The organism is Aminobacter sp. J44, assembly GCF_007829415.1.
Lineage (GTDB): Bacteria > Pseudomonadota > Alphaproteobacteria > Rhizobiales > Rhizobiaceae > Aerobium.
Window position 1 is genome coordinate 1 of the sequence record NZ_VLJG01000027.1, and the last position, 11,369, is coordinate 11,369.

Consider the following 11,369-nt stretch of genomic DNA (forward strand, 5'->3'; position numbering starts at 1 on the left):
GGACTTCTGGTGCAGATGACGAAAATCGAACCGCCGGCCGCCATGCTTGCGCACGAGCCGGTAAAGCCAGCGGTCGAGTCCTCCGGTCAGATCGAAATAGGCCCGATCGATAGTCAGGATCAGCGCATCGTCCAGAACCGCGCGATAAAACCAGTCCGGCACGATCAGTTCGATACCGTCGGGGCGCCCGTTGCCGTCGGTTCGCTCCTGCCATTCATTGATCCAGGAAAAGCGGTGTCGCCGTCCTTCGGCGGGCTGGCGGATTGTGGTCGAGATGGTGGTGGATTGCAGCCGGTCGAGCGCCGCCTTGAGACGCTGGTAATCGCGCAGGCTGGTGCCGCGGCCGATGAAGGTGAGAATCTCATAGGGCGTCGCCGCCATGAGCCGCGAGGTGCGCAGGCCTGTATCGCGCGCTTCGACGATCTGGCTGGCAGCCCAGATCAGGATATCGGCATCCCAGATCGTTGCCATGCCGTGGTCGGCAACCGCCTCGACGCGGATCGAAATTTTTCCGGCGGTGAAGTCGATCGGGGTGATGCGATGTGATTTGGCGAGCGAGAAGAATGGATACGCCATGAGGTCCTGCGCGTCCCGCGGTGCGAAGTCACCGGGAAGCGCTCTGAACAGGTCGAGCTGCTCGCGCTCGGACGGGGAACGTCGCCGGATCGCCATGGATAATCCTCGCGCGCCGGTCAGCGATTGATGCCGCCGGCCGACCCACAGGCCGCTGGCGTGTGCCGTTTGGCTGGCAGAACCTGTCCGCGCGGATCGGAGGTTGAAGTAACCGCGCCGCGCGAAGCCCAGGCTTCGAGATCAGCCACCGAATAGACGACGCGCCCGCCGAGCTTGCGATAGGCCGGGCCGGTTCCATAGGTGCGGTGCTTTTCCAGCGTGCGCGCCGAAAGGCTGAGAAACACCGCCGCTTCCTTGGTGCGCAGGTAGCGTGGCGGCAGGGCGGCGAGATTGGGTCGCATTGTCGGGCCTCCGTGGCGTTGCCGGGCGCCGCTGCGGAGCAACGGCGGATCGCGATCACGGTGGCGAAGGAATGCAGGCGGGGTGGATGGGGAAGATAACAGGCGCACAATCCCCACCCCCGGCGTCGAAGCGCGCTCAGGATCGGCGACGATGCCGTAGCAATTTGCGATAGCCGCCATTGATGAGCGGCCCGGCACTTTCGACCAGCCCGATCACGGCATCGCGCAAAGATGAGGTTTTCCAGGGCTCGGCCGCGACCCGCTCGGGGCCGAACAGAGCGATGGCGATCTCGCGATAGGTAGCGCCGTTGGCCCGGCCGTCGGCGGCTCGCATCATCAGTCGGATACGTCGATGCTGGTACGGCGTGATGCGTCCGTCGCGCGTAACGGCGCGCGCGCTCAGCGCTTGCCAGAGCCGCAGCACTGCCTCGACCCGATCGGGCAGATCGTCGTCGAGTGGCAGGATGACAGCCGAGGCTCTATCGGTTTTTCGGCCCGACAGCAGCAGGATCTGCGCGACGATGCCGCCGCGATGGATGGCATGAAGACCTTCCGAACTCGGGCGAACGGCAGCAGGCGCGGCCAGCGACGGAGACGGCGGCAGAAATTCCGGAGCGTTGTCAATGAGCAAGACCGCCGGATTGGCGAGAGGCGACCATAGGACGTCCTGGCGAAGCGCGGAAAGGCTCGGACGAGCCGGGAAATCGCAACCCCCAGTGACGCTGGGCGTCGGTTGAATAGGGATGATCTTCGGCCTTCATGGCGACGAGCTCGCCATAATGCTCCTGGTAGCGTTCAAACCGCCGCAAACATTCCCATGCGAGCCCTTCGACCGAGAGCGTGTCGAAGAATTCATAGCGACGACCGTCTCGCCAATGGGAAGTGTCCGGTCGCACCCGTCCCTCCTCACGTGCAAAGCGCAGGTCAGATTTTTCGCCGAGCTATTTACGACAAGATCTGTTGCAGCAGCATGACGGGGCGGCCAGCAATGCGGAAAATCTGCCGACAGGCCGCGAAACGCCGTATCTCCCCCGCGTGTCTCCGTACGCCGCGCATGACTCGAACATCAGACCTATCGCTTCCAGAGAAGATGACGGTAACCGGTCTGCGCCATCCATTTGGCGCGCGCCAGATGAGCATCATGGACCCGGCGCGCGCGATCCGGCTCGAGAGCGGGGTCGATGCCAAACAGGATATGAACGGCTTCGGTCCACTCGGCACCATCGGCAGCGGCATCCAGCAGTCGCATGTACAGCTTGATATGGGCACGGTCGTAGGCGGTTAATTCGCTGGAGACCGGCGGTGCATCCTCGAAGGGTTCTATCGGGGGCATGTCAATTGCCTGGTGCGTGCTGCCCACTGCAGGACGTGGGGTAACACCAGATACTCCAGGATTGTGTGTTTTGGGAGAATATCGCTCGGAGGGAACACGGCATCTGCCGCTTGCCTGTCAGCGCTTTTTGTCACCACCATCATGGACCAGCAGCACTCCGTGTCCACGCTCGGTCGACAAGAGGACGACACCGGCTGCTTCGAGAGCCCTACGGACCTGATCACGCGTGCTTTCGTACACCTCGAGACCGCTTTCGGATTCGAGGCGCTTGAGCGCGGTCAGTGATACACGGGCCTTGTCAGCAAGCGTCTCCTGTGTCCAACCCAGCAAGGCGCGCGCGGCCCGCGACTGTCGGGCGGTGATCATGCATGATCACCTCCCATTGCGACCGGCGCGCACTCCAGAACTACGACTTCTCTATTCGGACCAACCCAGTAGCGAGAGACCCGTCACTCTCGAGCGGACATTTTACATACTATAGTTGATAAACTCATAGTATGTAAATCGCGATCTTCCTGCGCATGGACATGCGCAAACTGGTCGGCCGGAACTTCGCCCGCCTGCGTCGGGAGAAGGGCCTGACTCAGGAAGAGGTCGAAGCACGTTCCGGCTTCAGCCAGCAATATCTCAGCAGCCTCGAACGTGGGCGGAGGAATCCGACCGTGATTACGCTGTATGAACTCGCCCAGGCCCTCGGCGTCAGCCACGTCGATCTGGTCGAGCCCGACGACGAGGTTTGAGCGGCACACCCGCGAGGATCATGCTTCTCTTCGTGGTCGGTACAAGACCGCCACAGGATGGGATCAGAGGAACCGGCGGGACAATCTAAATTGCGACATCACCTCGGCATCGGCCTTGGCGGTCAAGTCGTATTTGCGCGCTCGCCGTTCCCCGTCCCCTCACGGGAAGTGCCTCGATCGAGCAGCAACCCGATCGAATCTTTATGCCGATGGAGTTGCGCCTTCCGGCCGCTGGCCCCAGTTGAATTCCGTTCCGTCGATCCACATGCGATGGAGGATCACAGCGATTTTCCGCGCCAACGCGATGATTGCCTTCTTGTGGCCTCGGCGTCGCGAGATCTGTGCACCCCATGCCTTGAGCGCCGACCACCGTTTCACGCGCGTCAGCAGCACTTGCGCGGCCTCATAGAGGAGGCTTCGCATCATCTCATCGCCCCATCTCGATATCCGTCCGTTGCGATCGACTTCGCCGGATTGTAGCTTGCGTGGTGTTAGTCCAAAGTGGGCGCCGACAGTGCGTGAGCGCGTGAAGCGGGCCGGAACATCGACCGTCGCCCGGAACGTCAGTGCGACAAGAGGACCGACGCCGGGAACGGTCATGAACCGGCGTGTCACTTCATCCTGGCGGGCTAACCGGACAAGCATGTCATCCAACCGGCCAAATTGCTCTCGCAACCCGCGCCGCGCCAGCAGCAAAGCGTCGGCCACGGTGTGCAGGTCCGTGTCAGCGATCAACTCGCGCACCCGAGACTCGAAGTCGCGAGCAGTCACCTTGCCGAGGTGATAGCCGAAGTTTCGGATGAGGCCGCGGATTTCGTTTTCGACGTCCTGCAGCTTGTTCCGCAGGAGTTGCCGCGCGGTGAGGATGGTGCGGAGACGCTGGCTGTTGGGCGTTTTCACATGCACCGGCTTGAACAGTCCGACGCGCATCATCTGCGCAATCCCGCGCGCATCGTGCCGGTCTGTCTTGTTGAGTTGCGCCGCCAGCGCTGCTTTCATGTGTCGGGTTTCGACGCAGACAACCGGAATGTTGGCTTCCGCCAACGACCCATAGATATGCTGTGACAACATCCCCGCCTCGAGACCGACGCGGACGATCGGAAACTGAAGTGACAGGATATGCTGAGCGATCTCTTCCGGATCGGAGAAAAGCTTGCGTTCATGCACCACGTTGCCATCGTGATCGACGACGCAGAGATTGACACTGCGGGCCGAGACATCCAGCCCGATATAATAGCTTTGAGACATTCCGAATCCCCTTCTTCGAATCAAGGACCGGCAGTTCTCATAACCAATCTTCGGACGGTTTTGTAAACTACGACTATTTCAGTCGTTCCTGGCATGTTCGCTGGAACGATAGCGCCGGCTGCAAGCGGCTCCGGAGTTCCTGACGTCACGGCCACTGCCACGCGCTGAGATCTTCGTTCATGGGGATACCCGGGCACTTGCTTGCAAGGTAGATCCAGGATCGTCACACCTGGGGGGAAAATCATCCTTGGAAGCGTCTGTCCCCGAGCGAATGTATGGCGCAGAGATATTCTCGTTGCATCTGGAGTTGCTCGCGCCAGAATCGGCCGAGCGGCTGGGGGGAGGTCGTTCCGGCTCGCAGCATTACTGTGGCTGCGCGCCGGAACGGGATGCAAATGACCTCATGGCATCGCCGCCTGCAACGTGATCGAGCTTTTCGAGTAGGTGCCGGAACATGTCTTCGGATCCGGTAGGCAATGCAAAGGCGGGATGCCTTTGCAGCTGTCGGGTAATCTCTCTCCGATGCCCGCGCCAATTGCGCGCGACACCTCAAAATTCGTGTCCCGTCTCATCTGCATCCGTATCCCTTCTCGTCATGATACGAAACAAAGCATGCCAAATTCCGTTCCCGCAAAGTTCTGTGGTGCGAGGGCACGGCTTGCTGGTGCACGGTTCCACGCGTCATCGAAACGCGCTGCTAACGTGTCAGAAGTATTCAAGATTGGTTTGGAGAGAAGAGTGAAATGGTTCGACCAGCGCACACGGATGAAGACAAAACGTCGCTTTGCTGAGGGACGGAAGCAAAGCGGAATGAGCGGTCATTGGCACGTTGATGGCCGAATGACGTGTTCGGGGCGTAGGCAGATCGGCTACTTCTGGATAGGCCGGGGAAGCAGGCCTGCTGTATGCCCCTGACACAGACAAAACCTCGGCTGCCCATTTCAAGCGGGGCGCCTGCAGGGCTCTTGAACAACCAATCAACTGAACTAAATCGTCTTCTGCCGGATGCCCATTCGGGGCCGGCATGTCGTGTGAATGCGAGAGAGCAGTCGGCGACAAAGGACTTGTATCCATGTTGCTCAAAGGAGGATGTGGCTATGAGAACCACTTTCGATTTCACTCCCCTGTTCCGGTCAAGCATCGGCTTCGACCGAATGCTGAGCGCGCTCGAAGCCGCGAGCCGCGTCGAGACCATCGACAACTGGCCTCCCTATGACATCGCCAAGACTGGCGAGGACGACTACCGCATCACCATGGCGGTGGCCGGCTTCAGCCAGGACGAGCTGACCATCACGCAGGAGCAGAACATGCTCATGGTGTCCGGTCAGAAGGCTGGTGAGGACAACGGTCAGTATCTGCATCGCGGCATCGCCGGACGCGCTTTCCAGCGCCGCTTCGAGCTGGCCGACCATGTAAAGGTCGTGGGCGCGAGCCTCGTCAACGGTCTACTGAAGATAGATCTCAAGCGCGAGGTTCCCGAAGAGATGAAGCCGCGCCGGATCGAGATCGCGGCGGGCGAGTCGCTCCCCAAGGTCGAGACCAAGCAGATCGAAGCCGAAAAGCAGGCCGCCTAAGGCCGTCCCCATCGCAACTCGCGCACCCGGCGCCGGGCAATCCGTTCGGCGCCGACGGGGAAGCTTTGCAATCCAGTGAACCGGAAGGAGAAAAACAATGAGTGTTCGTGATCTGATTCCGTGGGGCCGAAACAACGGAAACCAGCCCCCGAGCCTCTTCCGCGATGGCGAGCGTGATCCGTTCCTGTCGCTGCATCGTGAGGTGAACCGGCTGTTCGATGATGTCTTCCGTGGCTTCGGTTCCAGCCTGCCATCCTTCGGTGGTGTCTCCGCTTTCGGCGGGAGTTGGCCAAACGTCGAAATCTCCGACGGCGAGAAGGAGATCAAGGTGACGGCCGAGGTGCCGGGGCTCGAGGAGGAGGACATCGAAGTCCTGCTCAACGACGGCGTGCTGACACTGCGTGGCGAAAAGCGCTCCGAGACGGAGGACAAGGACAGGCAGTTCTCCGAGCGCTTCTATGGCCGTTTCGAGCGCCGTATCCCGCTCGGCTACGAGCTCCAGGAAGACAAGGTCGATGCACGTTTCAGGAATGGTGTGCTGACGGTGACCTTACCAAAGAGCGAGAAGGCGCAGTCGCGGGTCAAGCGCATCGCTATCAAGAGCTGACGCATGGCAGGCCGGCGGCGGGCCATTCGGCCGCCGCCGGCGCATCCTTCGCCAACCAGGGAGGGATGAACGATGGAGATTGTAGGACAGATAGAGCAAACGCCGAAAACGCAGGTTCCGCCGAGTTGGCCGTGCAACGACAACCGGCACAGGCCTCTTTCGATGGCAAGTTCATTTTTTCCGGAGGACGCGGTCGCGCGCATCTACAAACCATCCCGCTCGGTAATGTCCTCCGGCAAGGCGCGCACGAAGGGCTGGCGCCTCGCCTTCGAGCGGCGCACCGCGCCTTTTATCGAGCCGCTTATGGGCTATACGGGCGGCGACGATACGCTGACCCAGGTCGAGCTCAGTTTTCCGTCATTGGAAACCGCGATCAACTACGCCGAACGGCAGGGACTGACCTATGTGGTCCAAGCTCCGGACGCACAGATTGCTGCAGACCGCCGGCCAGCCGATGAAGCGCCTGTGCATGACGGAAGGCGGATGCACGCCTTCTCCGACGCGACCTTGGACCGGCTCGGCCTTTCGGCTCTTCAGGAAAGCTATGGGCGCGCGCTCGATAGCGCGGCGAACCGCAACGATCCGCCTGGTCCGGAAAGCTGGGCAACGCCCATGGGCGTGGTCGATGATCCAACGCTGACGCTGGAGGCCAAGCGTTCGATCCTTATGAACTGGGCCTTGACGGAGTATCTGATCGACCAGGCCACCAACGAGGGCATGCCTGAAAACAACCGGCCATCGCGCCTCGACGAGGTCGAACAGGCGCTGCTCGCACTCGAACGAGGAGTTGCGGCCGATCGGAATGATTCAGGCGCACGAAAGGCAGCGTGAGGTGCAGCGATGGACCCGCATGTCGTCTTCGATTGCCAGAAGGCTCTGCCGAACAGGTTTGCACTGACGCTTGCCGCCGCCGCGCGCACCCGGGCGCTCGGCCGGGGCGCTGAGCCAAGGCTCGATGCGGACAATGGCAGTGTGACCGATCTTGCGCTGCATGAGATTGCAGCCGGCGTGTTTACGCGCAACGAGCTTGCACCGTTTCTGCTCGATCCGGGCGGAAGGCGTTCTCTTCCTCCTCCCGGTCCGGGTTCCAGGCTTCGCGGCGGCGGTTGCGGAAGCGCCGCTGCCGCACCCGCCTCCCGTCAGCGGGAGACGGTTCATTGATGACGCAACCAACCGACAGTGAGGAATGAACGATGCTAAAGTCTCTGAACTCCGACAACCGGACCGCTTTCGATATCGTCAATATCGTCGCCGGTCTCGGTCTTCTGCTGTCACCTTGGTATCTCGGCTATTCGGCCGAAACCTATGCCGCGTGGAATGCCTGGGTCGTCGGCGCCGCCGTGACGCTGATCGGGGTCGCCGCGCTCTTCGCGTTCCATCAGGTAGAGGGATGGGCCAACGTTGCGCTCGGCCTTTGGGCCGTGATCGCGCCTTGGGCATTGGGCTTCTCGGCCGTGACGGCCGCGATGGCGGCGCATGTCATTGCCGGCCTCATCGCCGCGGCCCTGGCCGCAGTCAGCCTGTGGCTCGGCAGCAACCAGCCATATTCGACAGCTTGACGTCAAAAATGGCCCGGCCGTGCGCCGGGCCTATTCGCACTCTCCGTCTGACCTCAGGCGGAAAGGAGGACATCAGCCGACTGGTCAAAAACGGAGATCGCTCATGTTCAGGAGTGTCATAACCCTGCGTCCGGCCATCATCACATTCTGCGCGGCCCTCGCCTTCGCGGGACTGCCGTCCGCGGCCATTGGGCAGGCCGTGCCGGGCGTTGCGGGAGCGCTTCCCACCCTTGCCCCCGTGCTCGAACGGGTGACGCCAGCCGTGGTCAACATCTCGGTCGTCTCGGAGACGCCCGCGGCATCCAATCCGCTTTACAACGATCCGTACTTCCGACGTTTCTTCGATCTTCCCGAAGCGCCGCCCCCGCGGCAGCGCATGAGCGCCGGTTCCGGCGTGATCGTCGACGCGGCCAATGGCCATGTGCTCACCAACCATCACGTGGTTTCCAACGCCCGCGAGATCACGGTCACGCTGAAGGACGGGCGTCGCCTGCGCGCCGAGCTTGTCGGTTCGGACCAGGCGACGGACATCGCTCTCCTCAAGGTCGAGAGCAGCAATCTCGTCGCGCTGGAGATCGGCGATTCCAACCGCCTCAAGGTCGGCGACTATGTGGTCGCCATCGGCAATCCCTTCGGCCTCGGCCAGACGGTCACCTCCGGCATCGTCAGCGCGCTTGGCCGCAGCGGCATCAGCAATGACGGCTATGAGGATTTCATCCAGACCGATGCCTCCATCAATCCCGGAAACTCGGGCGGCGCCCTGGTGACGCTGGACGGCAGGCTCATCGGCATCAACACGGCGATCCTCACCCCAGCAGGCGGCAACATCGGTATCGGATTCGCGGTGCCCAGCAACATGGCGGTTTCCGTCATGAACCAGTTGATCGAGCACGGCGAGGTGCGGCGCGGCAGGCTGGGCATCGGCATACAAGACCTCACACCCGATCTCGCGGAGGCGCTCCAGCTCGGCGAGCTGCGAGGGGCTGTGATCGCCAATSKCSAGCCSRGCKGGCCGGCTTGCAGGTGGGAGACGTGGTCACCGCGATCGACGGGCATCCCGTTCAGGGAGCGACGGACCTCAGGAACCGCATCGGCCTCACCCCGGTCGGCAGCACGATCGGCCTGACGATCAGACGCGGGGACAGCGAGCAGGTCGTCAGCGCCAAGATCGCCGCGGAGACCGGCACGTCGGCCGATCTGTCCGGCACGCCGCTCGATGGCGCCCGGATGCGGGATGCTTCCCCGCCCGAGGCGCAGCAGGCCGGAGCCGACGGTGTAGTCATCGAGAGCATTCTGCCCGACAGCCCCGCAGCACGGGCTGGCCTGCGTCCCGGAGACATGATCGTGGCGGTCAACAGGTCGCCGGTCTCTTCCGTGGCGGATTTGCGCGGCGCGATTGCGGGCCAGCGCACCATACTGGCGCTGGAGCTGATCCGCGACGGCGGCCGTCTCCTGCTAGTCGTGAGGTGAACGGGAGCTGCGACCATGGAAATGAACAAGAAAACCCAGTTCAACATCGGGTACTGGATCGCGGCCTTCTTCGCGCTGATGCTGTTTCAGTATCTCTTCACAACGGCCACGCAGGTGGCGCAGATCCCCTACAGCCAGTTCCAGACCTATCTCGAACAGGGCCGGATCGCCGAGGTCGCTGTTTCCGACCGCTTCATCCAAGGCACCTTCAGGGAGCCGGTGAATGGACGGCCGATGTTCATCACCACCCGCGTCGAGCCCGATCTGGCGCGTCAGCTTCAGGAGCACGGCGTGGTGGTCACCGGCCAGATCGAAAGCACTTTCCTTCGCGATCTTCTGTCCTGGATCATCCCAGTGGCCCTCATCGTCGGCATCTGGATGTTCATGATCCGGCGCATGGGCGGCGGCATCGGCGGCGGGCTGATGCAGATCGGAAAGTCGAAGGCGAAAATCTACGTGCAGTCCGACACCGGCGTCACCTTCAAGGACGTGGCCGGCGTGGACGAGGCCAAGGAAGAGCTGAAAGAGATCGTCGATTTCCTGAAGGATCCCCAAGGCTATGGCCGCCTTGGAGGGCGGATGCCCAAAGGCGTTTTGCTCGTCGGCCCGCCCGGCACCGGCAAGACCCTGCTCGCCAAGGCCGTCGCGGGAGAGGCCGGCGTGCCATTCTTCTCCATCTCCGGATCGGAGTTCGTGGAGATGTTCGTCGGCGTTGGCGCCGCTCGCGTGCGCGACCTGTTCGAGCAGGCGCGCGCCAAGGCGCCGGCCATCATCTTCATCGACGAGCTCGACGCGCTCGGCCGCGCCCGCGGCATCGGCCCGATGGCGGGCGGCCACGACGAGAAAGAGCAGACGCTCAACCAGTTGCTCGTCGAGCTCGACGGTTTCGACTCCTCCACTGGTCTCGTGCTGTTGGCCGCGACCAACCGGCCGGAAATCCTCGACCCGGCGCTGCTACGCGCCGGCCGCTTCGACCGTCAGGTTTTGGTCGACCGGCCCGACAAGCAGGGTCGCGTCCAGATCCTGAGTGTCCATCTGAAGAAGGCCAAGCTCTCGCCGGACGTCGAGCCGGAGAAAATCGCGGCACTAACTCCCGGATTCACGGGAGCGGACCTCGCCAACCTCGTTAACGAGGCCACGTTGCTCGCCACCCGCCGCAAGGCGGAATCCGTGACAATGGAAGATTTCAACAATGCGGTGGAGCGCATCGTGGCCGGGCTCGAGAAGCGCAACCGGCTGCTCAACCCGAAGGAACGCGAGATCGTGGCCTATCACGAGATGGGGCATGCCCTGGTGGCGATGGCGCTGCCGGGCGTCGATCCGGTCCACAAGGTCTCGATCATCCCGCGCGGCATCGGCGCGCTGGGCTACACCATCCAGAGGCCGACCGAGGACCGATTCCTGATGACTCTTGAAGAACTGCAAAACAAGATGGCGGTACTTCTTGGTGGTCGCGCGGCGGAGAAGATTGCCTTCGGCCACCTCTCAACCGGAGCCGCAGACGATCTGGCGAAGGTCACCGACATCGCCCGAGCTATCGTCACGCGCTATGGCATGTCCGAGAAGCTCGGCCATATCGCGCTGGAGAAGGACCGGCGCTCCTTCCTGGCCACCGACCAGCCCTATTACGGTCCACAGGAACGCAGCTATTCCGATGAAACGGCCGCCGCGGTGGACGCGGAGGTACGCCGGATCGTCGACGAGACGTTCGACAGGACCGTCGCGCTGCTTTCCGAACGCCGCGATTTGCTGGAACGAACTGCCCGCCGTCTACTGGAAAAGGAGACGCTTGACGAAGCGGAACTCCGCGCGCTGGTCGACGTTGATGCGCCGGCGCGTGAGGTGGTTCCATCCGGCTGAGGAC

14 protein-coding genes and 1 pseudogene are annotated in these 11,369 nt (G+C 62.4%); 8 read left to right on the forward strand and 7 right to left on the reverse strand.

Translation table 11 applies throughout. The features are described 5' to 3' along the window. The 6 genes from L610_RS11790 to L610_RS11815 form a co-directional block, all read right to left on the reverse strand. A partial coding sequence (locus L610_RS11790; RefSeq protein WP_144705338.1) for a replication initiator protein A occupies window positions 1-672 on the reverse strand: 672 nt, incomplete at its 3' end. A 20-nt stretch (window positions 673-692) separates the two neighbouring features. Beyond that, the gene (locus L610_RS11795) at window positions 693-974 is read right to left on the reverse strand and encodes an AlpA family transcriptional regulator (RefSeq protein WP_144703707.1); all 282 of its coding nucleotides are present in this window, start codon (window positions 972-974) and stop codon (window positions 693-695) included. A 136-nt stretch (window positions 975-1,110) separates the two neighbouring features. Next, window positions 1,111-1,605 carry a DUF2285 domain-containing protein gene (locus tag L610_RS11800; protein WP_246658945.1) on the reverse strand — a complete coding sequence of 165 codons (495 nt, stop codon included), beginning with the start codon at window positions 1,603-1,605 and terminating at the stop codon, window positions 1,111-1,113. Further along, window positions 1,595-1,870 carry a transcriptional regulator domain-containing protein gene (locus tag L610_RS20535; protein WP_246658946.1) on the reverse strand — a complete coding sequence of 92 codons (276 nt, stop codon included), beginning with the start codon at window positions 1,868-1,870 and terminating at the stop codon, window positions 1,595-1,597. Before L610_RS20535 ends, L610_RS11800 begins: the two co-directional genes overlap by 11 nt. Before the next feature lie 176 nt (window positions 1,871-2,046). Continuing rightward, window positions 2,047-2,307 carry a DNA -binding domain-containing protein gene (locus L610_RS11810; RefSeq protein ID WP_144703713.1) on the reverse strand — a complete coding sequence of 87 codons (261 nt, stop codon included), beginning with the start codon at window positions 2,305-2,307 and terminating at the stop codon, window positions 2,047-2,049. Between the two features lie 117 nt (window positions 2,308-2,424). After that, window positions 2,425-2,673, reverse strand: a complete 249-nt coding sequence (locus L610_RS11815; RefSeq protein WP_047166147.1) for a helix-turn-helix transcriptional regulator — start codon at window positions 2,671-2,673, stop codon at window positions 2,425-2,427. Window positions 2,674-2,828: 155 nt separating this feature from the next. Between L610_RS11815 and L610_RS11820 the strand changes: the two genes are divergently transcribed. Then, the gene (locus L610_RS11820; protein ID WP_028034392.1) at window positions 2,829-3,047 is read left to right on the forward strand and encodes a helix-turn-helix domain-containing protein; all 219 of its coding nucleotides are present in this window, start codon (window positions 2,829-2,831) and stop codon (window positions 3,045-3,047) included. Window positions 3,048-3,248: 201 nt separating this feature from the next. On the opposite strand, the gene L610_RS11825 is transcribed toward L610_RS11820, so the two are convergent. Continuing rightward, window positions 3,249-4,295, reverse strand: a complete 1,047-nt coding sequence (locus tag L610_RS11825) for an IS110 family transposase (RefSeq protein WP_028034391.1) — start codon at window positions 4,293-4,295, stop codon at window positions 3,249-3,251. Between the two features lie 1,097 nt (window positions 4,296-5,392). Here L610_RS11825 and L610_RS11830 point away from each other — a divergent pair. The 7 genes and pseudogenes from L610_RS11830 to ftsH all read left to right on the forward strand — a co-directional run bounded on the left by L610_RS11830 (window position 5,393) and on the right by ftsH (window position 11,365). Continuing rightward, a complete protein-coding gene (locus L610_RS11830; RefSeq protein ID WP_028034390.1) occupies window positions 5,393-5,869 on the forward strand; it encodes an Hsp20 family protein in 477 nt (158 codons plus the stop codon). A 97-nt stretch (window positions 5,870-5,966) separates the two neighbouring features. Next, window positions 5,967-6,476 (forward strand): Hsp20/alpha crystallin family protein, encoded by a 510-nt coding sequence (locus tag L610_RS11835; RefSeq protein WP_028034389.1) that lies wholly within the window; start codon window positions 5,967-5,969, stop codon window positions 6,474-6,476. 72 nt (window positions 6,477-6,548) lie between these two features. Beyond that, on the forward strand, window positions 6,549-7,307 hold the full coding sequence (locus tag L610_RS11840) for an ETC complex I subunit (RefSeq protein ID WP_028034388.1): 759 nt from the start codon (window positions 6,549-6,551) through the stop codon (window positions 7,305-7,307). 9 nt (window positions 7,308-7,316) lie between these two features. Beyond that, the gene (locus L610_RS11845) at window positions 7,317-7,637 is read left to right on the forward strand and encodes a DNA-directed RNA polymerase subunit omega (RefSeq protein WP_028034387.1); all 321 of its coding nucleotides are present in this window, start codon (window positions 7,317-7,319) and stop codon (window positions 7,635-7,637) included. A gap of 32 nt (window positions 7,638-7,669) precedes the next feature. Beyond that, window positions 7,670-8,035: an SPW repeat protein gene (locus L610_RS11850; RefSeq protein ID WP_028034386.1), complete on the forward strand. Its 366-nt coding sequence runs from the start codon at window positions 7,670-7,672 to the stop codon at window positions 8,033-8,035. A 103-nt stretch (window positions 8,036-8,138) separates the two neighbouring features. Next, window positions 8,139-9,505: pseudogene (locus L610_RS11855) on the forward strand (Do family serine endopeptidase). A 15-nt stretch (window positions 9,506-9,520) separates the two neighbouring features. Further along, on the forward strand, window positions 9,521-11,365 hold the full coding sequence (ftsH, locus tag L610_RS11860; RefSeq protein WP_186441447.1) for an ATP-dependent zinc metalloprotease FtsH: 1,845 nt from the start codon (window positions 9,521-9,523) through the stop codon (window positions 11,363-11,365). Window positions 11,366-11,369: the final 4 nt, after the last annotated feature.